Source organism: Streptomyces sp. NPDC001351 (assembly GCF_042896045.1).
In the GTDB taxonomy this organism is placed as follows: Bacteria; Actinomycetota; Actinomycetes; order Streptomycetales; family Streptomycetaceae; genus Streptomyces.
Window position 1 is genome coordinate 438,187 of record NZ_JBIAWS010000002.1, and the last position, 25,046, is coordinate 463,232.

The 25,046-nt window shown below is 71.1% G+C and carries 23 protein-coding genes; 16 read left to right on the plus strand and 7 right to left on the minus strand.

The features are described from left to right. Positions 1–105 precede the first annotated feature (105 nt). Together ACFY1U_RS07605 and ACFY1U_RS07610 are read left to right on the plus strand one after the other, a co-directional pair. On the plus strand, positions 106–609 hold the full coding sequence (locus ACFY1U_RS07605) for a hypothetical protein (protein WP_390693667.1): 504 nt from the start codon (positions 106–108) through the stop codon (positions 607–609). Positions 610–705: 96 nt separating this feature from the next. Continuing rightward, on the plus strand, positions 706–1,263 hold the full coding sequence (locus tag ACFY1U_RS07610) for a hypothetical protein (RefSeq protein WP_390693180.1): 558 nt from the start codon (positions 706–708) through the stop codon (positions 1,261–1,263). A 184-nt stretch (positions 1,264–1,447) separates the two neighbouring features. Here the strand turns inward: ACFY1U_RS07610 and ACFY1U_RS07615 are convergent, their stop codons facing one another. Next, the gene (locus ACFY1U_RS07615; RefSeq protein WP_390693181.1) at positions 1,448–1,942 is read right to left on the minus strand and encodes a DUF1877 family protein; all 495 of its coding nucleotides are present in this window, start codon (positions 1,940–1,942) and stop codon (positions 1,448–1,450) included. 167 nt (positions 1,943–2,109) lie between these two features. On the opposite strand from ACFY1U_RS07615, the gene ACFY1U_RS07620 reads away from it, so the two are divergent. Next, entirely contained in the window at positions 2,110–2,502 is a 393-nt protein-coding gene (locus ACFY1U_RS07620) for a hypothetical protein (RefSeq protein WP_390693182.1), read from the plus strand. A 106-nt stretch (positions 2,503–2,608) separates the two neighbouring features. Next, entirely contained in the window at positions 2,609–4,081 is a 1,473-nt protein-coding gene (locus ACFY1U_RS07625) for an MFS transporter (RefSeq protein WP_390693183.1), read from the plus strand. A gap of 31 nt (positions 4,082–4,112) precedes the next feature. Here the strand turns inward: ACFY1U_RS07625 and ACFY1U_RS07630 are convergent, their stop codons facing one another. Further along, positions 4,113–6,341, minus strand: a complete 2,229-nt coding sequence (locus ACFY1U_RS07630; RefSeq protein WP_390693184.1) for an N-acetylmuramoyl-L-alanine amidase — start codon at positions 6,339–6,341, stop codon at positions 4,113–4,115. Between the two features lie 280 nt (positions 6,342–6,621). Between ACFY1U_RS07630 and ACFY1U_RS07635 the strand changes: the two genes are divergently transcribed. From ACFY1U_RS07635 to ACFY1U_RS07655, 5 genes are all read left to right on the plus strand, one after another. After that, the gene (locus tag ACFY1U_RS07635; RefSeq protein ID WP_344404500.1) at positions 6,622–7,239 is read left to right on the plus strand and encodes an RNA polymerase sigma factor; all 618 of its coding nucleotides are present in this window, start codon (positions 6,622–6,624) and stop codon (positions 7,237–7,239) included. Then, positions 7,236–7,361, plus strand: a complete 126-nt coding sequence (locus ACFY1U_RS07640) for a hypothetical protein (protein WP_390693185.1) — start codon at positions 7,236–7,238, stop codon at positions 7,359–7,361. Before ACFY1U_RS07635 ends, ACFY1U_RS07640 begins: the two co-directional genes overlap by 4 nt. Beyond that, a complete protein-coding gene (locus tag ACFY1U_RS07645; RefSeq protein WP_390693186.1) occupies positions 7,354–8,121 on the plus strand; it encodes a hypothetical protein in 768 nt (255 codons plus the stop codon). The genes ACFY1U_RS07640 and ACFY1U_RS07645 overlap by 8 nt, the downstream gene beginning before the upstream one ends. Before the next feature lie 384 nt (positions 8,122–8,505). Further along, a complete protein-coding gene (locus ACFY1U_RS07650; protein ID WP_390693187.1) occupies positions 8,506–9,168 on the plus strand; it encodes an RNA polymerase sigma factor in 663 nt (220 codons plus the stop codon). After that, entirely contained in the window at positions 9,168–10,229 is a 1,062-nt protein-coding gene (locus ACFY1U_RS07655; RefSeq protein ID WP_390693188.1) for a hypothetical protein, read from the plus strand. The genes ACFY1U_RS07650 and ACFY1U_RS07655 overlap by 1 nt, the downstream gene beginning before the upstream one ends. A gap of 208 nt (positions 10,230–10,437) precedes the next feature. On the opposite strand, the gene ACFY1U_RS07660 is transcribed toward ACFY1U_RS07655, so the two are convergent. After that, positions 10,438–11,259 carry a L,D-transpeptidase family protein gene (locus tag ACFY1U_RS07660; RefSeq protein ID WP_390693189.1) on the minus strand — a complete coding sequence of 274 codons (822 nt, stop codon included), beginning with the start codon at positions 11,257–11,259 and terminating at the stop codon, positions 10,438–10,440. A gap of 242 nt (positions 11,260–11,501) precedes the next feature. Here ACFY1U_RS07660 and ACFY1U_RS07665 point away from each other — a divergent pair, with 242 nt between their 5' ends. Beyond that, complete coding sequence (locus ACFY1U_RS07665) at positions 11,502–13,100, plus strand: methylmalonyl-CoA mutase (protein ID WP_390693190.1); 1,599 nt, start codon at positions 11,502–11,504, stop codon at positions 13,098–13,100. Between the two features lie 93 nt (positions 13,101–13,193). Next, complete coding sequence (locus tag ACFY1U_RS07670) at positions 13,194–13,787, plus strand: Uma2 family endonuclease (protein WP_390693191.1); 594 nt, start codon at positions 13,194–13,196, stop codon at positions 13,785–13,787. Between the two features lie 38 nt (positions 13,788–13,825). On the opposite strand, the gene ACFY1U_RS07675 is transcribed toward ACFY1U_RS07670, so the two are convergent. The 3 genes from ACFY1U_RS07675 to ACFY1U_RS07685 all read right to left on the minus strand — a co-directional run bounded on the left by ACFY1U_RS07675 (position 13,826) and on the right by ACFY1U_RS07685 (position 17,477). After that, complete coding sequence (locus ACFY1U_RS07675) at positions 13,826–14,950, minus strand: acyltransferase family protein (RefSeq protein ID WP_390693192.1); 1,125 nt, start codon at positions 14,948–14,950, stop codon at positions 13,826–13,828. A 200-nt stretch (positions 14,951–15,150) separates the two neighbouring features. Continuing rightward, a complete protein-coding gene (locus ACFY1U_RS07680; protein ID WP_390693193.1) occupies positions 15,151–16,491 on the minus strand; it encodes an alpha-2,8-polysialyltransferase family protein in 1,341 nt (446 codons plus the stop codon). After that, positions 16,491–17,477, minus strand: a complete 987-nt coding sequence (locus ACFY1U_RS07685; protein WP_390693194.1) for a glycosyltransferase family 2 protein — start codon at positions 17,475–17,477, stop codon at positions 16,491–16,493. The genes ACFY1U_RS07680 and ACFY1U_RS07685 overlap by 1 nt, the downstream gene beginning before the upstream one ends. A gap of 197 nt (positions 17,478–17,674) precedes the next feature. Here ACFY1U_RS07685 and ACFY1U_RS07690 point away from each other — a divergent pair, with 197 nt between their 5' ends. From ACFY1U_RS07690 to ACFY1U_RS07705, 4 genes are all read left to right on the plus strand, one after another. Beyond that, positions 17,675–19,018 (plus strand): DUF6716 putative glycosyltransferase, encoded by a 1,344-nt coding sequence (locus ACFY1U_RS07690; RefSeq protein WP_390693195.1) that lies wholly within the window; start codon positions 17,675–17,677, stop codon positions 19,016–19,018. A 332-nt stretch (positions 19,019–19,350) separates the two neighbouring features. Then, positions 19,351–20,616 carry a cytidylyltransferase domain-containing protein gene (locus ACFY1U_RS07695; protein WP_390693196.1) on the plus strand — a complete coding sequence of 422 codons (1,266 nt, stop codon included), beginning with the start codon at positions 19,351–19,353 and terminating at the stop codon, positions 20,614–20,616. Between the two features lie 14 nt (positions 20,617–20,630). Then, positions 20,631–21,569: an N-acetylneuraminate synthase family protein gene (locus ACFY1U_RS07700; RefSeq protein ID WP_390693197.1), complete on the plus strand. Its 939-nt coding sequence runs from the start codon at positions 20,631–20,633 to the stop codon at positions 21,567–21,569. A 58-nt stretch (positions 21,570–21,627) separates the two neighbouring features. Next, positions 21,628–22,803: a hypothetical protein gene (locus ACFY1U_RS07705; protein ID WP_390693198.1), complete on the plus strand. Its 1,176-nt coding sequence runs from the start codon at positions 21,628–21,630 to the stop codon at positions 22,801–22,803. A gap of 48 nt (positions 22,804–22,851) precedes the next feature. Here ACFY1U_RS07705 and ACFY1U_RS07710 read toward each other — a convergent pair whose 3' ends face one another. Then, a complete protein-coding gene (locus ACFY1U_RS07710) occupies positions 22,852–23,520 on the minus strand; it encodes a class I SAM-dependent DNA methyltransferase (RefSeq protein WP_390693199.1) in 669 nt (222 codons plus the stop codon). Positions 23,521–23,753: 233 nt separating this feature from the next. Here ACFY1U_RS07710 and ACFY1U_RS07715 point away from each other — a divergent pair, with 233 nt between their 5' ends. Continuing rightward, positions 23,754–24,974 carry a M20 family metallopeptidase gene (locus tag ACFY1U_RS07715; RefSeq protein WP_390693200.1) on the plus strand — a complete coding sequence of 407 codons (1,221 nt, stop codon included), beginning with the start codon at positions 23,754–23,756 and terminating at the stop codon, positions 24,972–24,974. Positions 24,975–25,046 lie beyond the last annotated feature (72 nt).

The window sequence follows — 25,046 nt, forward strand, 5'->3', positions numbered from 1 at the left end:
GCGCGCCCGGCCGGCGGGGTCTTCTGGCCCATACAGCTGCGAACTGTCGTACGACTGTGGTGTATTCGGCGCGAGCCGAAGGTGACACAGCCGTGGGGGGCCGGGATGGGCTACTGGGGGTACTTCGTCGTGGGCCGCAGCGAGCGGCCGCTCGCGGAACTCGACGCGCTCGCCGGGGCGGAGGGCATGCTGCAGCGGTCGTCGGCGGCCGGTGGCTGGCAGGTCTGGGAGTACCCGAGCGGGGACGGCGAGGTCGGGAACATGAACGTCCTCGCCGCCGAGACCGGGGCGCCCGCGCTCTTCGGTTACGTCATGGACAGCGCCTGCGTCGTGGTCGAGGCGGCGGCGCCCGAGAGTGGGGCGTGGACGACGTGTCTCGCGCGGGCCGCGATGGCCGGGTACCTCGGCGCCGCGAGCGAGGGGCTCACGATCGAGGACTACTTCCTGGAGCCGCGGGACGCGGCCGACCGGGCGGTCGCCTGGGCCGCCGAGGCGGGGCACGACGTGGACACCGGGCCGTTGCTGGACATTCTGACCGCCGACGCCGATCCGTTGGCCGAAAACCTCTTTTTCCAGTTGCTCGACCGGCTGGGTGTGGTGCCGCTGTGACACTCCCGGGCCGTCGCACGCAGTAAGGGGAAGTGTGGGCTCCGTAAGGGAAGAGCCCTGCTGGGCCCGGTACGGGACCCGCAGAAGGAGGCGTGGATGAGCCTGGTGGAACTGATCGCTCAGGCCGACGACCGCGGACTGGCCGCCAGCGGGTTGGCTTGTTTGGATCGGTGTGTGCCGCTGCTGGGCGGTGACGACGAGATCCTGCGGCCGCTGTGGGCCAGCCTCGCGGACTCCGGTGACGTCGGGGACTGGGGCGAGCGGCTGGAGCATGCCCGCGGGAAGCTCGGCGGTGCCGAGAAGCCGGGCGAGGGCGACGCGGCGCTGCTGGCCCGCCGGATGCTGGAGGCCGCGCCGGTCGAGCGGTCGGGGACGCAGGTGCGGGTGTGGGCCGATGCGTGCTCGGTCGCTGCGCTGCAGATACACCGGTTGCTGGATCCACTGGGGGACGAGGCGTCCTCGGTCGACACCCGACGGGAGGGGCGGACGGAGGGGATGTCGCCGCTCGTCGCCGCGGAGTTGCGGCGACAGGTCGCCGTACTCGAGTTGCTTGCCGGGCATGGGGCGGGTGGGCTGCGCCGTGCGCTGGAGGTGTCGATCGAGGGGCGGCGGGTTCTGCAGGCCGTGGTGTCTCGTCGGGCGCGGCGGGGGTAGGGCGGGGGAGTTGTTGTGCGGGTGCGGGTGCGGGTGCGGGTGCGGGTGCGTTGTGGCTGGTCGCGCCCGCGCGGCGGAGCCGCGTATCCGTACAGCCCCGCGCGCCTGAAGCCGCTGCCGGTGCCCCTCGGGGAGAGGCCGTCTCCCGCGCCGCTGAACGAAAAACCGCCCCAAGCCGGGAAAATCAGCGCAGCAGGCACTTCACCACTGCGTCGCCGTACTCGGCTGTCTGGGCGTAGAAGGCCGTCAGGTCGCGGTGGGTGGCGGTGACGAGGGTGTGGGTTTCCTGTTCGGCGGCGGGGCCGCCGTAGCGCGGGAGGAGTTGGTCGCGGGACTCGTGCCACAGGGTCTCGATGTCGGTCGAGGTGAGGAAGGCCGCCACCCGGGCCGCCTGGGCCGAGGTCAGCAGGAGAAAAGGTGGGGCTTCGGGGGCGTGGTGGGGGACCGGGCGGCCGCCGAGGACCACGTGGGCCCGGGGGCCCTCCCCGGTGCGGCGCGGGGGTGCGCCCGCGTAGAGGGTGTCGTGGTCGACGTAGTGGTGGTCCAGCATCTCCTCCCGGTGGCGGTCGATCCGTCGGCGCACGGTGTCCCAGTCGTCCTCGAACAGCCGTTGCAGCCAGGTCGCGCTGTTGCGCAGGGCCGAGGGCGGCACCGCGCGCAGATGGAAGTACAGGCTCATCAGTCAGAGGAGCGCACGGAAGGGGCGAAGCGTCACTCCCGGGCAGAACGCGCACCTGAGGGAGTCCTGTGACCGTCCTGCGGCGGCGGTGGGGCGGTACTGCGCCGGTATCGGGAACTCCCCGGAAATCGCGTGACGGATGGCCCGCCGACCCCGCTTCTGTCTATGTGACTACCTTCCACGAGACCAGGCCGAGCGCGGCGACGAAGCCCGTGCGGTGGGCGGCGGACGCGGTCGCGGCCATGCGTGAGGGCGCCCGGCTGCGCCTCGACTACTCGGCGCAGAGCCTGTGGCGCGTCGACCGGATGATCGAGGGGATACGGCAGGAAGGGGCGCCGTACGCCGCGGTGGAGAGCGTGTTGCGCGGTTTCGGCGCGTACGCCGGTGAGGTGATCGTCCGTCAGGCGGGCGCCGAGTGGTGGGCGACCGGCGGCGACCACTGGATACGCACCCCGGACGGTCGGATCTGGGACCCCTTCGACGAGGCCCGGCGCTGCTGGACCGGGGACGGTTCGCTGCGGCTGCTGTGCCGGGATGCGACCGACGGCGTCCGAAGGTGACCGCGGCGGCAAAATCGCCGTAATAAGAGACGCTTGCGTTCCCAAACGGTGGTGTGCGGAGGGAGCATGGAGGCGACCTCGGGACGGTACGACTCGGGAGGCCTCCATGGCCGAGAACCGCCGTTGGTGGGCGCTGGTCGTCATTGCGCTCGCCCAGTTGATGGTCGTCCTCGACATGACCATCGTGAACATCGCCCTGCCCTCCGCCCAGACCGCGCTGCACATGTCGGACGGCAACCGGCAGTGGGTCATCACCGCGTACACCCTGGCCTTCGGCGGGCTGCTGCTGCTCGGCGGCCGGGTCGCCGACCTGGTCGGCCGCAGGAACACCTTCGTGATCGGACTGCTCGGCTTCGCCGCCGCCTCCGCGCTGGGCGGAGCCGCCGTCAACTCCGGGATGCTGTTCGGGGCGCGGGCCCTGCAGGGCGTGTTCGCCGCGCTGCTCGCGCCGTCCGCGCTGTCGCTGCTCGCGACGACGTTCACCGACCCCAAGGACCGCGGGAAGGCCTTCGGCATCTTCGGCGCGATCATCGGCGCGGGTGCCGCGGTCGGCCTGCTCGCGGGCGGTTTCCTCACCCAGTACCTGAACTGGCGCTGGTGCCTGTACGTCAACATCCCCATCGCCCTGGTCGCCTTCTTCGGCGCGCTGACCCTGCTCGCACCCGGCGAACGCCACCCCGACGCCCGCCTCGACGTGCCGGGCGCGCTGCTCGGCTCGGCCGGAATGCTCTCCCTCGTCTACGGCTTCTCCGAGGCGGAGTCGAGGAGTTGGCACGACGGACTGGTGCTGGCGCTGCTCGTCGGCGGGGTCGTGCTCCTCGCGGCGTTCGGGCTGTGGCAGACGCGGGCGCGGGTGCCGTTGCTGCCGATGTCCGTGGTGAAGGACCGTCAGCGCGTCGGCGCCTTCCTCACCACGCTGCTCGTGACCGTCGGCATGTTCGGCGTGTTCCTGTTCCTGACGTACTACATGCAGGGCGTTCTCGGATATTCGCCGGTCAAGACAGGTGTCGCCTATCTGCCCATCACCGCCGGGATGATCATCGGTTCGACCCAGATCGCGGCCCGGGGGCTGGGCAAGGTGCCGCCGCGGCTGCTGATGGTGCCGGGGCTGCTGGTGGCGGCGGGCGCGCTCGCGATCATCGCCCAGGTGGGGACCGAGCCGGCCTACGCCTCGCACATCCTGCCCGGCATGCTGATGCTCGGGCTCGGCATGGGTACGGCGATGATGACGTCCGTCTCGCTGGCCACCGGCAGCGTCGCTCCGCGTGACTCGGGAGCGGCCTCCGCCACCTTCAACACCGCCCAGCAGGTGGGTGGTTCGATCGGTACGGCGCTGCTGAACACCATCGCCGCGACGGTGACGGCGCGGTATCTGACGGCGCATGCGGGGCCGGGCGTCGACCCGCGCTCGCTGCAGGCGGAGGCGACCGTGCACGGCTTCAACGTCGCCACCTGGTGGGCGATGGGCTCGCTGCTGCTGGCCGCGACCATCGCGGGCCTGGTCGTGAACGCGGACCGGGCGCCCACCCCGCAAACTGCGCAGGAGCGGACGCCCGAACCGGTGGACACGGCGATGTGAACTGCCCTGTGGCGACGGCTACTTGATGGCTCTACCTGATGTAGACCAGGCCGTCCGTCGTGACCGTCGGGCGGCCGCTGGTGCCGACCACCACGATCTTCACCGTGTGCTTGGCGCCGGCCGACCAGGTCTTCGTCCAGATCGCCTGGCGGTACAGGGTGGTCGACGACTTCAGGTCGACGGTGCTGACCTTCACCCCGTCGACATAGACGTACGCCTGACCGGAGGTGGAGGCACGGCTGACCACCCAGGAGGCCGAGCGGCCGGTGAAGGTCCAGGTCAGGCTCGCGCCCTTCGAACCGCTGGAGTACGACTTCCCGCCGAGATAGCTGGTGGAGGAACGGGCCGTCCAGCTGCCGGACTTGGTGGCCGAGGTCTCCTGGAGGATCACCGGCGTGAAGGACGCGGACGAGGTACGGGTGTTGCCCGCGTAGTCGTACGCCGTCATCGACCAGGTGCTCGCGGTGCCGGACGCGGCGGTGCGGCTGGAGCTGGTGGTGGTCGGTCCGAAGGCGGCCGTCGTCGGGGTCAGCAGGCTCACCGACTTCAGGGCGGCGTTGTCGGTCGCCTGCCAGCCGAGGGTGACCGGCACGGAGCTGGTGTTGACCGTGCCGGTGCGCAGGGAGAGCTTCGGCGCGGTGGTGAAGGTCGGCGCGGTCGTCTCGGCGACGACGTTCAGCGCGGCGGTCGTCGTGGTCTTGCCGGACTGGTGCACGGCCCGCACGGCGACGGTGTGGGTGCCCAGGGCGAGGGTCGTGCCCACCGAGGTCGACGTGCCGGAGGCGGTGGCGGCGACCTTGCCGTCCACCAGCAGCTCGAACCTGGAGATCAGCGAACCCGGCGTGGTCGTCGACCACTTCGCCGTGACGGCGCCCTTGGTGTAGTACGTCGAGCCGGACAGGCCCGCACCGGACAGCGAGGCCAGCTTCAGCCCCTGCACCGGGCCGGACGCCCAGGCGCGGATCGTCGGCAGCTGGGCGTAGAGGGAGCTGCCCGGGCACTGGGTGTTGTAGCCGTCCCGGTGGCCGGAGATCCGGTTGAAGGTGTACGAGTTGCCCGCGGTGAAGCCGGTCCCGAAGTAGTTCGTCTGGGTCGCGCCCGCCTTGAGCTGCACGGTCGTTGCCGGATCGGCGTTGTACTGGCCGAGCTTCCAGGCCGCGATACGCGCGACCGACTCCAGGGTCGCGTCGGTGGCGCCGGTGGAGGTGTACTCACCGAGCACCGCGATACCGGCCGACTCGCGGTTCCAGCCGTAGGTGTGCGCGCCGAGCACCGGGAGGTCGACGCCGCCCTTGCGGCCCTCGAAGATCGTGCCGCACTTGTCGACCAGGAAGTTGTAGCCGATGTCGTTCCAGCCGTTGGTCTGCGTGTGGTACGCGTAGATGCCCCGGACGATCGCCGCCGAGTCGGCGCACGAGTAGTCGTTCGTGCCGTCCGTGTGGTGCACGAAGACGGCCTTCACATCGGCGTTGTACTCCGAGGGGTCGGGGCTGAGCGACTCGTCCGCGCCCCAGTCGGCGCGCGAGACGATCGGCGGCTCGGGCACGGTCGACGGCGGCGCGCTGGGCGTGGTGGCCGTGGGGCTCGCGGAGGCGCTCGACGAAGGGGACGCGCTCGTCGAGGGGGACGCGGAGTCGCTCGGGGAGGCGGAGTCCGTCGGCGACGCCGAGTCGGTGGGCGACACGGAGTCGGTCGGCGACGCGGAGTCCGTCGGGGAGGCGGAGTCCGTGGGCGTCACATCCGCCACGTACGCGGCCGGCTCGGCCTTCTGCTCGGCGGCGGTCGCCACCCCCGGGTCGACCAGGTTGACCTCCAGCCCCTTGGGCAGGGCGGAGCTGGTGGAGCCGTCCTTGTGCACGACCTGGACCTGGACGCCGTCGGAGGGGCCGACCCACAGCGGCTCGGAGGCACCGCGCGCGCCGGCGCCCGCCTCCGGGTCCTCGAGCGGGTCGACGTTCGCCTCGAGATCCTTCCAGGCGGTCCACTCGCCGGTCTCGATGCTGTGGGTGCGTACCTGTGCCGTGCCGTGCAGCCGCTTGCCGGCGTCCTTCCAGGAGACGCCGAGCATCGAGAACCGCTGGGTCTGCGTGCGCGGCAGCTCCCGCTTGCCGCTCGTCGCGCTCTTCAGTGCCAGTGCGTAGACCTTCACCGGCCGCTTGGCCTGGCCGTGCCCGGAGGACGGCCCGGCGACCGCGTACGTCGCCACACCCCCGCCGCCCAGTACCACCGCGCCGAGCGTGATCCACGCCCGTCTCTTCATGCTCAGCGGTCTGTACGCGCGCGTACCGCGAGGACTCACTTACCCCACCCCTAGAAGAAAGACCATGACTGCCACACCTGTCACAGACACGTGGCACTTACACACAGCGCTCGGCCCTGGCCAAACGTCACTCAGGCTGCACACCTGCGACATCCGATGTGCTGTGACACTTCCGTGACGCCTGACGCAGAGGGTCGTGAAGGCGTGCGCACGGACCGAGGTGACGCGCGGCGCGGGCTCGGCAGAGTCCCCTTCGCACTCGTACGAACGAGGACAGTTGTTGCGCCAGGGACGCGAACCCCGCCCCGTGCAGCCGTACGACGGGGAGCTGGGCGCGGCCGTCGCGCGGGCCCAGGAGGGCGACGAGGCCGCCTTCGCGGTCGCGTACCGGATCGTGCAGCCCGGACTGCTCGGCTATCTCCGCGGGATCGTCGGTGACGACGCCGAGGACGTGGCGTCCGATGCCTGGCTGGAGATCGCCCGGGACCTCAGGCGCTTCAAGGGCGACGGGGCGGGCTTCCGCGGCTGGACCGCGACCATCGCCCGGCACCGCGCCCTGGACCATCTGCGCCGGCAGAAGGTACGGCCCCGGTCCGCGGCGCTGGAACAGGACGTGCTGGAGCTGCCCGGTACCCACAACACCTACGACCAGGCGCTGGAGGCGCTCTCCACCGAGCGCGCGCTGGAACTGGTCCGCAGCCTGCCCCGCGACCAGGCCGAGGCCGTGTTGCTGCGCATCGTCGTCGGTCTCGACGGCCCCGCGGCGGCCCGCGTCCTCGGCAAGCGCCCCGGCGCCGTGCGCACGGCCGCGCACCGCGGTCTCAAGCGCCTCGCGGCCCGGCTGGGCGCCCCAGGTGTGACGAATGAGGATCCCCGGACGCTGGGGGAGTCGAAATGAACGTCGACGGCGAAACGAACGTCAACGACGGAATGAACATCAATGGCGCGATGAACGTCTACGACGGCAGGGACGGCCGCGAGGGCCGGCTGTCGGACACGGATGGATACGGACATGGGTGAACGGCAGAGCGACGGCAGTGCCTCCGGCGGCCGTCGGCGCGTACACCCCGGCGGGACCCTGTCGGGCACCGAGGACTGGCCTGCCGGACCCGTACTGGAGGGTCTGCTCGCCGACGCGATGTGCTCCGGCGCCCTCGACGCCGAGGCCGAGCAGCGGGCCGTCGCCGCGTTCCGGGCCGCCCGCGACGCCGGGGCGCTCCGCGCGCGGACCCGGCGCCGCGACGACTGGCGCCCGCGTGAGCACGGCCGGGCCCGCCGCTCCCTGCGGGCCACCCTGACGCTGGCCCTGGCCGGCCTGACCATGGGCGGTGTCGCGTTCGCGGCGATCGGCTCGGTGGGCGGCTCCTCGCACGACGACGGGCAGGCGGCCCGGCAGCGGCGGCACGCGCCCGCCGCGCCCTCCGCGACGGCCTCCGGCACGCCCGGTGCCGCCGCCACGCCGGACCGCCCGGACACGGCGAAGGACACCGAGGCGCACTGCCGGGCGTACGAGAAGAAGGCCGACGGCAACGGCAAGGCGCTGGACTCGACGGCCTGGCAGCGGCTGATCGCGGCCGCGGGCGGCGAGGCGAACGTCCCTGCCTACTGCGCCGAGCAGCTGGGGCAGTCGACGGCGGCCCCCAAGCCGGGCAAGGGCGACGGGACCGCCAAGGCCGAGAACACCGCGAAGGCCGGCAACAAGGGCAAGGCCGATGACTCCGGCAAGTCCGGGAAGCCGGACAAGAGCGCCGGCAAGGCGAGCGGCAGGACCGGCAACTGACCACCGGCTGAAGGTGCGAGCGGCGGGAACAGCCGACTCGGCATGCCCCGGCACGGCCCTCGCGCCCCGGACGTCCGCCGTCGGGAGCGGGAAACCGAAGCAACGGCCGGGGCCGCCACCCCCCACAGGAGAGGCCCCGGCCGTCGCGCGGTCGGGCCGCGCGGCGGCCCGTACTCTCTACAGCGCCGAGAGTGCGGTATCTGTCACACCCCGGGTACAGCGCGCCCCTCCATGAGGTGGTTGCATGGGGTACGGACATGGACGAGCGGCGGTTTCAGGTCGTAACGTGCCTTTCGCGCCGGGCGCGGAAGACGAACGACCATCGCAGACCATCGCAACGATCGGCGGCCTCGACGCCGCGACCATCGAACGAGGAACCATCGGGTGCTGGGGGACGACGCGGAGCTGACCGCCGCGGTGCTTGCGGCACAGGACGGGAACGAGACCGCGTTCCGGACTGTGTACCGAGCGGTGCATCCGCGGCTGCTCGGGTACGTCCGCACGCTCGTCGGCGATCCGGACGCCGAGGACGTCACCTCCGAGGCCTGGCTGCAGATCGCCCGTGATCTGGACCGGTTCAGCGGCGACGCGGACCGTTTCCGCGGCTGGGCCGCCCGCATAGCCCGCAACCGCGCGCTGGACCACATACGGATGCGCGGCCGCCGCCCGGCGATCGGCGGCGACGAAACGGAACTGACCGGCAGGGCCGCCGAGTCCGACACCGCCGGCGAGGCCATGGAGTCCCTGGCCACCGACCACACCCTCTCGCTGATCGCCCGGCTGCCGCAGGACCAGGCCGAGGCCGTCGTGTTGCGCGTGGTCGTGGGCCTCGACGCCAAGACCGCCGCCGAGACGCTCGGCAAGCGCCCGGGTGCCGTACGCACGGCGGCGCACCGCGGTCTGAAGCGGCTCGCGGAACTGCTCGGCGAGGATCCGGAATCGAGCGTCGGCCTGGACGGGCTGCCGCTCCAGAGGGAACCGCGCGGCCGCGCGGTGACGTCCGCGAGTGTGACGCAAAGCGTTGCGCGGACGCAGAAGGACATGTGATGGCCGACGAGCGCTGTGCCTTTCCGGGGGATTCGGAGTCCGCCGGCGGCTCCGCCGGGGGCCCGGCCCCCGACCGGTGGCTGGACCGCGAAACAGCGGAGCTCCTGCTGCGCCGAAAGTCACTCGACACGGTCGACGCCGCCTCCCGCGACCAGGCCGAACGGCTCGCGAAGACCCTCGACGGGCTGATCGTCGAGGCCCCGCTGAGCAGCTCCGAACTACCCGGCGAGGCCGCCGCGCTGGCCGCCTTCCGCGCGGCCCGCTCCGGCGCGCTCGCCGAGCAGGCCGCCGCCGGCCGGCACCGTTCCCGCACCCGGACCTCCGACGCCGGGCTCGTCCGCATCGGTGGCTTTGCCCCGGCCCCCCGGCGCTCCCGCTGGGGCCGGCCCGCGCGCTTCGGGCTGACGGCCGTACTGGCCGCCGCCATGGTCGGCGGTGTTGCGTTCGCGGCGACGTCCGGAGTGCTCCCGGGGCCGTTCGGCCACGACGAGCCGGGCCCCGTCGCCTCCGTGTCGGTTGGCGCGAGCCCCGACCGCCCGCTGGTGTCGCCCTCGCAGAACAGCGCCCTGGGCGACACCACCCCCGACGCCTCCAGCTCCCCGTCCACACGCCCGACGGCTCCGCACGGCCCGGCCGGCGGCTCCTCGGCCAAGCCCGGCTCCGGCTCCGAGGACGGGCGGGCCACCGGCGGCGGCTGGTGGCTGGGCGCCCCCTCGGCCTGCCGCGACGTGCGCGACGGCAGGGAACTCACCGCCGACCGCAGGCGGGCCCTGGAGGGCGCGGCGGGCGGCTCCGGCGCGGCCCGTGTCTGGAAGTACTGCAAGAACGTCCTGGCCGGCACCGACGGCGCCGACGACAAGGACGGCAAGGGCAAGGGCAAGGACGGACGGGGCAACCAGAACGGCAAGGGCGGCGACCAGGGGGATCAGGGTGGTGACGGCGACGGCCACCACATAGCGCCCGGCCCCGTCGTCACACCGTCCCCCCTCCCGCCCTTCCTCCCGAGGCAGCTGGTGACGACACCGGCTCCGTCCCCGAAGCCGACGTACAGTGCGCTCTGACCTGCGGTTTTGTGGCTCGCAAAATTTTCTTTGGCCCGCCAGTAACGTTTTCGGCCCCACCCGCGCAGTACTGAGTGAGCCGACTGGTCATCGGCCGTCGCACAGAGCCGGGGTTCCCCCCGTACCCACGGCTCGTGCATCGGCGCGGGCGGGACACGTTCCCCCGGTTCCGCCCGCGCCCCACTCACTTCTCTCCCGGCTCCGGGACTCAGCGGTACACGACGACCTTGTCGCCGTCGTTCACCTGCGCGTACAGATCCGCGATCGCCGACTCGTCCCGGACGTTCACACAACCGTGCGAGGCGCCGGCGTAACCGCGGGCCGCGAAGTCGTACGAGTAGTGCACGGCCTGCCCGCCGCTGAAGAACATCGCGTACGGCATGGACGAGTCGTAGAGCGTCGACCAGTGGTGGCGGGACTTCCAGTACACGTGGAAAACGCCCTCGCGGGTGGGCGTGCCCGTCGCGCCGAAGCGGACCGACATCGTCGACACGGTCCGCCCGTCGATCATCCAGCGCAGGGTGCGGCTCGTCTTGTCGATGCACAGCACCCGGCCGGTCAGACACCGCGGATCGGCAGGACCTGCGGGCTGACCGCCCATCAGATACAGCTCCCACTTCCCCGGCTCGTGCGTCATCCTCAGCAGCCGCTGCCAGGTCACGGTGTCCGTCTGTCCGGTCCTCGGCAGCCCGCGCTTGCCCTGGAAGCCCTTCACGGCCTCCTCGGTCAGGTCGTCGTACGTCCCGGTCGGACCGTCGTAGAGCCAGGCGACCTGACGCAGCCGGGCCTGGAGTTCGCGCACGTCGTTCCCGGAGTCGCCGCGGGACAGCAGCACGGCCGGCCTGGTGGTCGAAGGGGACGCGCTCGGTTTGCCGTCGGAGCCGGAGCCGGACGCGCCGGAGGGGGCCTTGCTGCTCGGCAGCTGGATGTGCACGGGGGAGTGCCCCTTGCCGTCCGTGCCCTGCACGGTGCAGCCGCACACGGCGGCCAGGGCCGCGAGTGCCGCCGCAGCGGCAGCCGATCTCCCCATGCCCGTCATACGCACAGCGCCCCCCGTCGTCTCACCGATGCAACTGACAGCCCCGCGTGTCACCTGAGATGCTGCCCGCGGATGACTGGTTGCGAACGGCGGGGCATGGTTGTGACGGAGACCGCAAAACCGCTGTGAGGAAGCTCCCAGCGTGCTCCCCTCCACCGACTGCACGCACCCCGCTACAGTCCGCAGGAGGGTCGGTCTGTACTGGCCAGTAACTCAGCGGGAGGCATCACACCATGGCGCGCGAGTCGGGCAGTGCTCGATCCACTGAGAGTGGACTGCCCATCGAACCGGTCTACGGGCCGGAGGACCTGGCGGGCTGGGACCCGGCCGAAAAGCTGGGCGATCCGGGCTCGTACCCCTTCACCCGCGGTGTCTATCCGTCGATGTACACGGGCCGCCCCTGGACCATGCGCCAGTACGCCGGTTTCGGCACGGCGGTGGAGTCCAACGCCCGCTACAAGCAGCTCATCGCCAACGGCACGATGGGTCTGTCGGTCGCCTTCGACCTGCCGACCCAGATGGGCCACGACTCCGACGCCCCGATCGCGCACGGCGAGGTCGGCAAGGTCGGCGTCGCGATCGACTCCGTCGAGGACATGCGGGTGCTGTTCGGCGGCATCCCGCTGGACAAGGTCTCGACGTCGATGACGATCAACGCGCCGGCGGCCCTGCTGCTGCTCATGTACCAGCTGGTCGGCGAGGAGCAGGGTGTGCCGGCCTCCCAGCTCACCGGCACGATCCAGAACGACGTACTGAAGGAGTACATCGCGCGGGGCACGTACATCTTCCCGCCGAAGCCCTCCCTCCGGCTGATCGCCGACATCTTCAAGTACTGCAAGGCCGAGATCCCGAAGTGGAACACGATCTCGATCTCCGGCTACCACATGGCCGAGGCCGGCGCCTCCCCCGCGCAGGAGATCGCCTTCACCCTGGCCGACGGCATCGAGTACGTCCGCACGGCGGTCGCCGCGGGCATGGACGTCGACGACTTCGCGCCCCGGCTCTCCTTCTTCTTCGTGGCCCGTACGACGATCCTCGAAGAGGTCGCCAAGTTCCGTGCGGCCAGGCGGATCTGGGCCCGCGTGATGAAGGAGGAGTTCGGCGCGAAGAACCCGAAGTCGCTGATGCTGCGCTTCCACACGCAGACCGCGGGCGTCCAGCTGACGGCCCAGCAGCCGGAGGTGAACCTGGTCCGCGTCGCCGTCCAGGGCCTGGCCGCGGTCCTCGGCGGCACCCAGTCGCTGCACACGAACTCCTTCGACGAGGCGATCGCGCTGCCCACGGACAAGTCCGCGCGGCTCGCCCTCCGTACCCAGCAGGTGCTGGCCTACGAGACCGATGTGACGGCCACCGTCGACCCCTTCGCGGGTTCCTACGTCATCGAGAAGATGACGGACGACGTGGAGGCGGCCGCCGTCGAGCTGATGGCCAAGGTGGAGGAGCTGGGCGGCGCGGTCAACGCGATCGAGCACGGCTTCCAGAAGTCCGAGATCGAGCGCAGCGCCTACCGCATCGCCCAGGAGACCGACTCCGGCGAGCGGGTCGTGGTCGGTGTCAACCGCTTCCAGCTGGACGAGGAGGAGCCCTACGAGCCGCTCCGCGTCGACCCTGCCATCGAGGCCCAGCAGGCGGAACGCCTGGCGAAGCTGCGCGCCGAGCGTGACCAGCCGGCGGTCGACGCCGCCCTGGCGGCCCTGAAGAAGGCCGCCGAGGGCGAGGACAACGTCCTGTACCCGATGAAGGACGCGCTGCGGGCGCGGGCGACGGTGGGCGAGGTGTGCAACGCGCTGCGCGAGGTCTGGGGGACTTACGTGCCGAGCGACGCGTTCTGAGCTGGGCGGTTACTCCGTATGGGTGATCATGGGCGGAATCCGCATGATCCCGGTTACGCTCGTTACAGAGTGGGCCCCGAAAAGGAGGACGCCATGGCCGTACTGCAGCAAGAACTGCGGCAGGAGCTGACTGTGGGCGAAGCTGCCGATCTGCTTGCCCGTGCACTGCCCGGCCGTCGCGTGGAGATTCTCCAGGGGAGGCTCATCGTGACACCGCCGCCGGATGGTTCGCACGCCCTGTCGTTGACCTGGCTGGTCGAGGAATTCGCAGGGGCGGGCGCTCGGAAGGCTGGGCTTCGGTACGTTCAGGGAATCGGGCTGTGGCTGCCCTCGCTGCCAGACGACTTCGCAGTACCGGACTTCTCCGTCGTGGACGAAGACTTCCGTGACGCCCTTGTCCGGAAGAACTGCTACGCCGCGAACGTCTTCCGCCTGGTTGTAGAAGTGACGTCCTCCAACTGGTCCGACGACCTCTATACCAAGGTTGAGTGCTACGCCGAGGCCGGCATTCCGGCGTACCTGATCGCTGACCGCAAGCATGGCGAGGTGCTCCTCTACAACAGCCCCGCCGAGGGTAAGTACCCTGCCCCCCTCCGCTACAAGCGCGGCCAGAGCGTGCCCGTGCCCGAGTCCGTCGGCGTCAGCCTCGAACTCTCCGTCGACACGCTCCTCGACGGCGACGACTGATCCCCGGTGTTGAGCGGCGCGAGCGTCATCAGTCCGTATCAGCGCGGTCCGGACAGTGCCGCTCGCAGTTTCGGCGTCAGTCGCTTCTCGACGTAGCGGTTGAGCAGCCAGGCCAGCAGCAGCATCGACGCGACCGTGAGGGCGAAGGTCGCCGCCGACGGCAGGCCGAGGCCGATGTGCAGGGCGTGGATCACCACCCAGCCCAGGTGCTCGTGGACCAGGTAGAACGGGTACGTCAGCGCCCCGGCCACGGTCAGCCAGCGCCAGTTCGCCCAGTTCAGCCAGCCCAGGGCGATCGCGGCGACCGCGATGAAGCCGAAGGCGACGATGAGGATGATGCCGAGCGAGGAGCGGTGGGCGAAGGCGTTCGGGTCCGACGCGTTCCACAGGCCGCGCACTGCGTAGTGCTGCCCGATCAGGAAGCTCACGGCCACGATGCCCCAGGCGTAGACGTCGCGCCGGTCGCGGTGGACGAGGTAGAGCCCGACACCGCCGACGAAGAAGGGCGCATACTCGGGTATGAGCACGATGTCGAGCAGCGGCATCTTCGCTCCCTGCGCGATCGCCGCCGCCAGCGTCCAGCCGGCGCAGAACAGGATCACGCGGCGACGGCTCGCCCCGGGCAGTACGACGCACAGCGCGAACAGCGCGTAGAAGCGGATCTCCGCCCAGAGCGTCCAGCACACCCCCAGCACCCGGTTCACGCCCAGCGGTTGCTGAAGCATCGTCAGGTTCACCAGGGTGTCGCTCGGCGACAGGGCCTTGTAGGCGACCATCGGCAGCGCGAACACCGCCGACACGATGAGTATCGCCGCCCAGTAGGCCGGCAGCAGACGGGAGGCGCGGGAGGCGAAGAACGACTTCAGGGGCCGGCCCCAGCCGCTCATGCAGATCACGAATCCGCTGATCACGAAGAAGACCTGGACGCCGAGGCAGCCGTAGGAGAAATAGCCGTGCAGCGCGGGGAACTCGTGCTTGGCGGAGGCGCCCCAGGCTTTGGTGACCTCGCCGCCGCGGCCTCCGTAGTGATACGCCGCCACCATCAGCGCGGCTATCAGTCGCAGTCCGTCCAGGGCGCGGAGCCGGGTTTCGCGGGGCTGCGTCCGTGCCGGCCTTTGGTGCGCCGACGCGACGGGCGCGGGTCGGACGGTCGTGCTGGTCACAGAATTCCCCTCGCTGGGCGCTCACTCTCACGGGTGCTTCACAGCACATTAGTCCGAATGACAGTGACGCCTTGGCCGGGAAAACCATGATTGGCCGCGTGGTCCCGGGGAGTTCACCTGAGTGTCGCCCTGGCTTCTTGCGTTCACTCAGAATTCCCCCGGCCCCCACTCCCGTGGGGGCCGGGCCCTCCTTTGTCGCCCTACGGCGCTTGTCGCCCCACGGCCTTCTTCAGCGCCCGCGCCCGGCGCACCACCCGGCGGGCCGTGGAGTTGCGGGGGAGGAACGCCAGGCGCTCCGGGATGCCCCCGGGCAGCCCCAGCGCAGTGAGCCGCTTCCGTCTGAAGTACCGCTTGGTGCGCACGGACAGATGCTTGGAGAGGTACCGTTCCGCAGCCGCCCGCAGGGACGGGTAGATCTGCGGCTGCATCGTGTAGCTCAACGTGTCGAGCAGCCCGTCCACCGTGTCCGCGGCCAGCGTCTTCTCACCCTTGCCGCCCTCCAGATCCGGCAGCAGCGCATCGGCGAGAACCACCGGCACCCGGTTGCTGTTCTGGTACGGCGTGAGCCCGCCCAGCAGCGGTGCCGTACCGATGCGGGCGACCGGCAGGCCGTAGAACGCGGAGGCCGTGAAGAGTGCCGTGGAGAAGCAGCCCACGACCAGGGCCGGCCGCGACCGCTCGAACAGCACCTCGGCGAGGACGGGCAGGTCGAGGACGGTGAGATCCACGCCCAGCTTCCCGGCCTCGGTCTCCAGCGCGCGGCTGTAGCGAGCCGGCGCGGTGGGGTGCGGCTTGAAGACGATCGAGCGGTGCCCGCGCTCGACCGCCCCGCGCATCATCCGTACGTGCAGGTCCTCCTCTTCCTCGGGGGAGAGGATGCCCAGCGCGGACAGGTACTGGCCGAGCAGCAGCGCCGAGTTGTCGGGCAGCTCCGGCAGGTCCTGGACGGAGGAGGCGAGTTCGCCCATCACCTTGAGGAACGCCTCGGTCGGCACGAGCTCCGCCGGGACGTCGAACTCGGTCAGCAGCCGCGGGGTCAGGTCCGGCACCAGGTCCAGGTGGAGCAGCCGCCGCACGCGCGTGCCGACCAGCGGGTCGATCTTGTTGCGGGTGGGGCCGTAGCTCATCAGGCCGTCGGCGTACACATGCACGGGCGCGTCGGTGAACAGCTGGGCCACCGTCAGCGCCGGGGCGACCTGGATGGACTCCACGACCAGCTCCACCCGGTCGTCGCCCAGGCCCCACAGCAGCCGCAGATAGCGCTCGAAGAGCGGGATGTCGTCCTGGCGCGGGGTCCAGGCGCCCGGGTGGAAGGGGCGGATGGCCTCGTTCCAGGACAGGATCTCGTCGAAGTGGTCGCGCAGCGGTTCGAAGCCCGGCATCTCGTCGACGGGCGGCGTCGTCTCGGGGGTCGCCGAGTTGTTGAAGACCAGCAGCAGACTGCGGTCCTCGTCCTCGAAGCAGTCCGAGTCCAGCGCGGCGGCCAGGGTGGCGGCGCCGTACAGGGTCGAGACGCAGTAGATGCGGGTGGTACGGGGCATCAGGCAGCCGCCTTCGCTGTCGTGATCCTGCGCCGCAGCCGCCGCAGCTTGGAGGAACGGTGCAGGTCCATCGTCTCGAGCACGTCGCCGAGCATGTCCTGCGGCAGACGCTGGATGGCGGCCGCGCTCCGGGCCCGCAGCTGCCGGTACACCGACGGCTCCCACTTGTCCTCGTCCGAGACGTGGTGGGCGATGATCGCGCAGTAGGTGCGCACCGCCTTCGGCAGCAGTTGGTCCGCGTCCGGGTCCTTCGCCGTCTCCTCGATGACCTGGTCGAAGGCGCGGATGAAGTCGAGCTGGCGGACGTCGCCGATCTGCGTCAGGGAGGACGCCACCCCGCGCCGGTAGAAGACGCCGAGCAGGCTCACCACGGCGAACGACTCCGCCTCGCGGTGCAGCTTCCAGATCCACGGCCGGTCCTCGGCCGTGCGCAGCCCGTCGGTGAAGTGCAGCAGACCCTGGTCGAGGAGCCGGCGGTGGTAGGCGCCCGCCCAGGCGAAGGCGTAGTCCACGGAGGTCGAACGGTCGGCGGGCAGGATCGCCTCGCGCGGGTTCAGCGCCTCCCAGCGGCGCCCGATGGGAACCCTGTTCACGCTGCGCGCGCGGGCGGTCGCCTGCACATGGTCGGTGCGCACGAAGTCGACGCCCAACCCCTCGATGGCCGCGACCAGTTCGGCGAAGTAGCCGGGAGCCAGCCAGTCGTCGCCGTCCAGGAACGTCAGGTACTCGCCCTGCGCCGCGTCCAGGCCGGTGTTGCGGGCGGTGGCGAGTCCCCCGTTCTTCTCATGGCGGATATACCGCACCTGGGCCACGTCGGAGAGTTCCTCGGCCGCGCGTTCGAGAATCGCCGGAGTTTCGTCCTTCGAGTGGTCGTCGACCAGTACGAACTCGAAATCCCGCTGTGCGTTCAAGCGAAGGCTTTTGAGGGTGTCCGGGGCATATTGCTGCACGTTGTAGAACGGCACGATCACGGAAAGCTTTGGCACACGAGAAGAGTAAGAGGCAGGTCGGCGGCGTAACTTTCCGGTGTCCGTACAGGGGGTGAACTCAATGTGTCGGAACGGTGCATCACCTGTAGCTCCGAGGATTTCGCGGGCCAGTTCGGCTCTCGGCGGCGTGTTGTTAACTTTTTGTTGAGGTGCGGTTGGGCCGCGCCTCGGAATTGCTTCTTACCGTCTTCGTCGTGCCACCAAGTACCTCGAAGCCCACGCGAATCGCCGTGCTCGCGGACTCCGACACCCGCTGGAAATGGGGTGCGCTGACCGCGGCTCGTATCGCCCCGGGCCCGTCCATGGAAGCCGCACCCCGCGAGGCCGCGCAAGTCGGTCTCGAGCTGAGCGGGTTCCTGCTGCGCGGGCGGGCGACGCCCACCGCCCGCCAGCTGGCGGAGGTCGGTGTGCGCGCCGACTCCCTCCGGGAGGTCACGGCCGTCGAGTTCCTGCGCGCGATGGCCGAGGAGGAGTACGACGTCGTGGTGCTCGCCCTCGTCGGCGGTGGCGTACAGGCGATGCTGCACGGCCTGCGGCGCGTGTGGGAGGGCCGCGAGCGGCGCCCCGTGGTCGTCACCGGCTATGTCGGCGTCGTCTACGAGAAGCTCGCCGACGGCCTCCTGCTGCGGCACGGCGCGGACCTCGTCCTCGCCAACTCGCGCCAGGACGCGGAACGTTTCCGGGCCGTGTACGAGGGAGTGGGCGCCGACGCCTCGTCGGTGACCGAGGTGGCACTCCCGTTCCTCGGCGGGGCGGCCTACGAAGGCGAACACGACCCGTACACCGTGGTGTTCGCCGTGCAGCCGTCCGTCCCGGACAGCCGCAAGGACCGCGTCTACCTGCTCGACCGGCTGATCCGGCACGCCCGGCTGCACCCCGAGCGCGAGGTGCTGCTGAAGCTGCGCTCCAAGCCGGGCGAGCACACCACGCACATCGAGGAGCAGCCCTACCAGAAGCTGGTCCAGCGGCTCGACCCGCCGGCCAACTTCCGTCTGGTGTACGGGAACATGGGCGAGGTCCTCGACCGCACCGACCTGCTGGTCACCATCAGCTCGACGGCCGCGCTGGAGTCCCTGCACCGCCGCATCCCGACGGTCGTCCTGACCGACCTCGGCATCCGTGAGGTCCTGGGCAACCACCACTTCGTCGGCTCGGGATGCCTCGCCTCCTGGGACCAGCTGGACGCCGGGCACCGGCCGGTGGCCGACGAGGAGTGGGTGGCCCGGCAGGGCGTCGCGACGGACGGTTCGTACGAGAGCGCCTTCGACGTGGCGGGGGAGCGCATCGCCAAGCTGCTCGCGGCGCCCGAACTGCCCCCGCTCGCCCCGTACTACACACCGGCGACCGCGCCCGGTTACCTGCCCGGCATCCTCGCCCGCCACCACCTCGGCCCCGACGGCAGCCCGCTGCCCGGAGCCCCCGCCCACGACAAGGAGCCGGGCCCGGTCCGCGAGATCGTGCGCCGCGCGGCACGCGGCGCCTACCGGCACGGCGTACAGCGGGTGGCCCCTGTCATACGGCGGATGGGGGAGCTGTGAGCGCCGAGAGGACGAACGTGCCCGCACCGACCGCGGGCGCCGCGGAAGCGGCCGTCGCACGAGCGGTGTCCACCGCGAAGACAGGCGCGCTCCAGCCGGCCGGCGCGCGGGTTGCGGGCACCGCCCACCCGGGGGCAGGACAGGGCGTGCCCGCCGTACACGCTGCGGCGCGAGCACTGCCCGCCCCGGACAGCGCGACCAACCACGACGGCGCCGCAGACGACCGACGTCCCAGCGCGGCCCCGCGGCCGAGCCGCACATCGGCCCAGCCCGCGGAGCGCCCCGCCGCGTTCGCACCGATGACTCCGCAAGGAGCCCAAGGAGTAGTCCCCATGTCCAACCCGCAAGCGGGCCAAGGCGCTTCCGTGCGCCGGGTGCTCGCGGTGATTCCCGCGCGCGGCGGCTCCAAGGGCGTGCCCGCGAAGAACCTCGCCCCCGTCGGGGGTGTGCCGCTGGTGGCCCGTGCCGTGCGGGAGTGTCTCGCCACCCGGCTGGTGACGGACGTCGTCGTCTCCACCGACGACCAGGCGATCGCCGCGACCGCCCGTCAGGCGGGCGCCGAGGTCGTGCTGCGGCCCGCGGCCATCGCCGGGGACACCGCGACCTCCGAGGCCGCCGTCCTGCACGCCATGGACGCCCACGAGGCCCTGCACGGCGCGGCCGTCGACGTGGTGGTGTTCGTGCAGTGCACCAGCCCGTTCCTCATCCGCGAGGACATCGACGGAGTGGCCGGCGCGGTCGTCGAGAACGGTGCGGACACCGCGGTGACCGTGGCCCCCTTCCACGGGTTCATCTGGCGGGACGCCGAGGACGAGGTCGCCGCGGGCACCGTCGCCGAGGCCGACGCGGCCACCGGCGGCGGCTACGGCGTCAACCACGACAAGTCCTTCCGCCCCCGCCGCCAGGACCGCCCCCAGGACCTCCTGGAGACCGGCGCCGCCTACGCGATGGACGCTTCCGGCTTCCGCAAGCACCAGCACCGCTTCTTCGGCCGTACCGAACTCGTACGAACCGACCCGGCACGGGTGCTGGAGATCGACGACCCGCACGACCTCGCGCGGGCCCGGGCCCTGGCACCGCTCTTCGACGCCGACCGGCCCGGCGCCCTCCCGACCGCCGACGACATCGACGCGGTCGTACTGGACTTCGACGGCACCCAGACCGACGACAGGGTGCTGATCGACGCCGATGGAAAGGAGTTCGTCTCCGTACACCGCGGAGACGGGCTCGGCATCGCCGCGCTGCGCAAGAGCAGCCTGAAGATGCTGGTCCTCTCCACGGAGCAGAACCCGGTCGTCGCCGCGCGCGCACGAAAGCTGCAGATCCCCGTGCTGCACGGCATCGACCGCAAGGACCTCGCACTCAAGCAGTGGTGCGAGGAGCAGGGCATCGCGCCCGAGCGCGTGCTCTACGTCGGCAACGACGTCAACGACCTCCCGTGCTTCGCCCTCGTGGGCTGGCCCGTGGCGGTCGCGAGCGCCCACGACGTGGTACGCGGCGCCGCCCGTGCGGTCACCACCGTCCCCGGTGGCGACGGCGCGATCCGAGAGATCGCCAGCTGGATCCTCGGCCCCTCTCTCGACTCCCTAAACAAGTAAGGACAGTTCCTGCCATGAGCACCAACTCCCGTCTGCGCACGTTCGGTTCGAAGACCGCCGGCCCCGGTCAGCCCGTCTACGTCGTCGGCGAGATCGGCATCAACCACAACGGCGAGCTCGAGAACGCCTTCAAGCTGATCGACGCCGCGGCCGAGGCCGGCTGCGACGCGGTCAAGTTCCAGAAGCGCACCCCCGAGATCTGCACCCCGCGCGACCAGTGGGACATCGAGCGCGACACCCCCTGGGGCCGGATGACCTACATCGACTACCGCCACCGCGTGGAGTTCGGCGAGGACGAGTACCGCCAGATCGACGAGTACTCCAAGGAGAAGGGCATCGCCTGGTTCGCCTCCCCGTGGGACACCGAGGCCGTCGCCTTCCTGGAGAAGTTCGACGTCCCCGCCCACAAGGTCGCCTCCGCCTCCCTCACGGACGACGAGCTGCTGCGCGCCCTGCGCGCCACCGGCCGCACGGTCATCCTCTCCACCGGCATGTCCACCCCGAAGCAGATCCGCCACGCCGTCGAGGTCCTCGGCTCGGAGAACATCCTGCTCTGCCACGCCACGTCGACGTACCCGGCGAAGGCCGAGGAGCTCAACCTCCGCGTCATCAACACCCTGCAGGCCGAGTACCCGAACGTCCCGATCGGCTACTCCGGCCACGAGACCGGCCTGCAGACCACCCTCGCCGCGGTCGCCCTCGGCGCCACCTTCGTCGAGCGCCACATCACCCTGGACCGCGCGATGTGGGGCTCCGACCAGGCCGCCTCCGTCGAGCCGCAGGGTCTGACCCGCCTCGTCCGCGACATCCGCACCATCGAGGCCTCCCTCGGCGACGGCGTCAAGAGGGTCTACGAGTCCGAGCTCGGCCCCATGAAGAAGCTGCGCCGCGTCGCGGGCGTCGTCGCCGAGGCGGAGATCGCCGCCGCGGCGGGCGAGCCGGTCTCGGTCTGAACAGTCCGAACGGTCCGAACACCCTGTAACGCTCTACGACGGGACGGTCGTACGTAGGATGAGCCGCCGCGCCGGGTCAGCCGGCCCCCACACTCTCGCGTTCGTCGAGAGCCCGGTACAGCTGCTGAACGTGCTGGAGTGGGCGCACCTGCATGCCCTCGGGGCTCAGCAGGCACCCGGCCCGGGGCGCGGAGCCGGTCTCGTGCCCCCGGCCAGGCGCGCGACGCCCAGCACGCACCAGACGCCGCGCGCCGATCCGGCCGGTGGCACGACACCGGCTCTCATCCTCGTCGTCCTGTCCCCGAACGACCCCATGACCCGCGGCCAGCTGCGCCGGATGGCCGAGCTGGCGCGGGACGAGGGGTACGAGGTCCGCTGGGAGGAGGCGCGCGGCGGTCCGGGCGCCCCCTTCCACACCATCGGCGGCCTCACACCGCTGCTGCGGCGGGCCCGCCGGGTCGTGATGGGCGACCCCTTCTCCCGCTACGTACAACTCCTGCTGACCATCACCAAGGCCCGTGACCTCGTCGTCGTCGACGACGGCACGGCGACCATGGAGTTCGTCGCCCAGCTCGCCCGCGGCGAACGCCTGGTGCGCTGGCACCGCAAGGGCGGCCGCCCCGGCGCCCGCGACCTGATCTTCGCCCCCGTCTCGTCCTCCGCCCGCCGCCGGCTCACCCCGAGCGCGAAGCGGCACGTGGAGATCTTCTCCTCCATGCCGATGGACGAGAAGCCGGAGGGCGTGACGGTGACGGCGAACGACTTCGCCTGGACCCGGGCCCGCTTCGGCCCGCCCCGCATCACCAAGGGCGCCGACATGGTGGGCACCTCGCTGGTGGAGACCGGCGTGGTGGACGGCGACCGCTACCTGGAGGCCGTCCGCACCCTGGCGAAGACCCACGGCGCCACCCGCTACTTCGCCCACCGCCGCGAGAGCACCGACAAACTCCACCGACTGGCCGCCGAGACCGGCCTGGAGATCGTCCGCCCCGACCTCCCCCTGGAACTGATCGCCCGCCGCGGCCCCATCGGCCGCACCATCCTCAGCTTCCCCTCGACGGTCGTCCACACCCTCCCGCTGGCCCTGACGGGCACGGAGGTCCGCGTCGCGGTGTGCGACATCGACCCCGAGTGGCTCACCCAGAACGCCTCACCACGGGCCCAGGGATTCCTGTCGGGGGTGACGGGAACGGCGAGGGACGTGACCCGCCTGTCGGCCGTCACGGTGGCCTGAGGCCGCGCCCCGAAGGGACAACCCACAGCCGCACAACCCGCGGAGCGATCAGTCACCCTTGCGGGCCAGCAAAAAGGCCCGTGGCCGCGCCTCGTCCTCGGCAGGCTCGCGCAGCACCCGCGCCTGAACCCGCAACCCCGCCTTGACCAGCTGCTCGGCCACGGCATCCGGCGTACGCCAGTAGTAGTCCAGCGAGATCTCGCGACCGAACCGCTCCTCCAGGTGCAGCCGCCCGTCCTCCGCACCGCTCTGGAAGGCCAGCAGGACATGCCCGCCGGGCATCAGCACACGCCGGAACTCTTCGAAGACCCCCGGCAGGTGATCGTCCGGGACATGGATGATCGAGTAGAGGGCGAGCACACCGCCCAGCGTCTGGTCCGGCAGGTCCAGCGAGGTCATCGACCCCACGTGGAACCGCAGCCCGGGATGCGCCTGCCGGGCCAGCGCCACCATGCCGGGCGACACGTCGACCCCGAAGGCCGGCACCCCGAGCGCGTCGAGCCGGGCGGTGACATGACCGGGCCCGCTGCCGACATCGGCGACAGGGGCCGTACCGGCCGCACGGACGAGCTCGGCGAAGGCGGTGACCAGGGCCAGGTCCAGCGGTCTGCCGCTCAGATGGTCGGCGAACTGCTCGCTGTACGGGCGGGCGATCGCGTCGTACGAGGTTCGGGTGGCATGCAGGAAATCCGGGCTGCCCGGTATCGCGGAGCTCACGGGCCCGCACCCTACTAGCCCCTGTCTCCCACAGTGTGGTCCCGACAGGTGGAACGGAACCACCGGACAGGCGCGGGGCGTGGTATGCGTAGAGAAAGGCAAGGTATACCCATCACGACCCTTGCCCAAGCGTCGAGCGGCCAGATTTTCTTCCCCTCAGGGGGCTGAACTTTTGTTGATCGAGGGTCAGTTGGCCACCCCGGCGTCCTACGCTTAAGAGGGTGAAGCAACTGATGTCACCAGAGTCCGAGGTCGATCTCGCCGGGGAAGCGGTGCTCGACGGCACGCTGCCCGAGGCGCTGTATGCCGAACTGGTCGCCTTCCGTCGTGACCTGCACATGCACCCCGAGCTCGGCAACCAGGAGTTCCGTACCACCGCGGCGATCAAGGAGCGCCTCGAGGCGGCAGGCCTGCGGCCTCGCGTGCTCGCCACCGGTACCGGGCTCGTCTGTGACATCGGGGAGTGGGACGGCGGGCGGCCCATGCTCGGCATGCGCGCCGACATCGACGGCCTTCCCATCCCGGACACGAAGAGTGAGTGCCCGTACCGCTCGACCGTGCCGGACCGCGCGCACGCCTGCGGTCACGACGTGCACACGACCGTGGTGCTCGGGACCGGCCTGGTCCTGGCCGAGCTGCACAAGCAGGGGAAGCTCCCGCGGCCCGTGCGCCTGGTCTTCCAGCCGGCCGAGGAAGTGCTGCCCGGCGGCGCCGCCGACGCGATCGACTGTGGAGTACTGGAGGGCGTGGGGCGGATGATCGCCGTGCACTGCGACCCCCGGGTGGACGCCGGGCGGATCGGTCTGCGGCAGGGCGCCATCACCTCCGCCTGCGACCGGCTGGAGGTCGCGCTCGACGGCCCCGGCGGCCACACCGCCCGCCCGCACCTGACCACCGACCTGGTCACCGCCGCCGCCCGCGTCGCCATCGACGTGCCCGCGCTCGTCGGCCGGCGGATGGACTCCCGCTCCGGCCTCGCCGTGACCTGGGGCCGCATCGAGTCGGGGCACGCCCCGAACGTCATCCCGCAGCACGCCGAGCTCTCCGGGACCGTCCGCTGCCTCGACCTCGAGGCCTGGCGGCAGGCCCCGGACCTCGTGGTCGCCGCCATCGACGAGGTCGCCAACCTGCACGGCGCCAAGTCGGAGATCAACTACGTGCGCGGCGTCCCGCCCGTGGTCAACGACGCGGACGTGACCGACCTGCTGCGCGACGCCATGACCGCCCGTCGCGGCGCCCAGTCCATCGAGGACACCGAGCAGAGCCTCGGCGGCGAGGACTTCTCCTGGTACCTGGAGCACGTGCCCGGCTCCATGGCCCGCCTCGGCGTCCGCACCCCGGGCGAGCGCACGGTGCGCGATCTGCACCAGGGCGACTTCGATGCCGACGAGTCGGCGATCACGGTGGGTGTCGAGCTGTTCACGGCAGCGGCCCTGCTGGACGCGGCTCAGTGATCCGAACGTGCCGAGCGGCCCCTCGGGAACCGCTCGGCCGTCCGGCGCAACACGCTTGTAAGCCAATCGTGC

Bases quoted from the DNA above. Each gene is read 5' to 3' on its own strand.
- ACFY1U_RS07715 (WP_390693200.1), top strand. From the start codon at position 23,754: ATGTCACCAGAGTCCGAGGTCGATCTCGCCGGGGAAGCGGTGCTCGAC.
- ACFY1U_RS07705 (WP_390693198.1), top strand. From the start codon at position 21,628: ATGAGCCGCCGCGCCGGGTCAGCCGGCCCCCACACTCTCGCGTTCGTC.
- ACFY1U_RS07625 (WP_390693183.1), top strand. From the start codon at position 2,609: ATGGCCGAGAACCGCCGTTGGTGGGCGCTGGTCGTCATTGCGCTCGCC.
- ACFY1U_RS07665 (WP_390693190.1), top strand. From the start codon at position 11,502: ATGGCGCGCGAGTCGGGCAGTGCTCGATCCACTGAGAGTGGACTGCCC.
- ACFY1U_RS07680 (WP_390693193.1), bottom strand. From the start codon at position 16,491: ATGCCCCGTACCACCCGCATCTACTGCGTCTCGACCCTGTACGGCGCC.
- ACFY1U_RS07645 (WP_390693186.1), top strand. From the start codon at position 7,354: ATGGGTGAACGGCAGAGCGACGGCAGTGCCTCCGGCGGCCGTCGGCGC.
- ACFY1U_RS07615 (WP_390693181.1), bottom strand. From the start codon at position 1,942: ATGAGCCTGTACTTCCATCTGCGCGCGGTGCCGCCCTCGGCCCTGCGC.
- ACFY1U_RS07695 (WP_390693196.1), top strand. From the start codon at position 19,351: ATGTCCAACCCGCAAGCGGGCCAAGGCGCTTCCGTGCGCCGGGTGCTC.
- ACFY1U_RS07605 (WP_390693667.1), top strand. From the start codon at position 106: ATGGGCTACTGGGGGTACTTCGTCGTGGGCCGCAGCGAGCGGCCGCTC.
- ACFY1U_RS07655 (WP_390693188.1), top strand. From the start codon at position 9,168: ATGGCCGACGAGCGCTGTGCCTTTCCGGGGGATTCGGAGTCCGCCGGC.
- ACFY1U_RS07660 (WP_390693189.1), bottom strand. From the start codon at position 11,259: ATGGGGAGATCGGCTGCCGCTGCGGCGGCACTCGCGGCCCTGGCCGCC.
- ACFY1U_RS07670 (WP_390693191.1), top strand. From the start codon at position 13,194: ATGGCCGTACTGCAGCAAGAACTGCGGCAGGAGCTGACTGTGGGCGAA.
- ACFY1U_RS07610 (WP_390693180.1), top strand. From the start codon at position 706: ATGAGCCTGGTGGAACTGATCGCTCAGGCCGACGACCGCGGACTGGCC.
- ACFY1U_RS07630 (WP_390693184.1), bottom strand. From the start codon at position 6,341: ATGAAGAGACGGGCGTGGATCACGCTCGGCGCGGTGGTACTGGGCGGC.
- ACFY1U_RS07640 (WP_390693185.1), top strand. From the start codon at position 7,236: ATGAACGTCGACGGCGAAACGAACGTCAACGACGGAATGAACATCAAT.
- ACFY1U_RS07700 (WP_390693197.1), top strand. From the start codon at position 20,631: ATGAGCACCAACTCCCGTCTGCGCACGTTCGGTTCGAAGACCGCCGGC.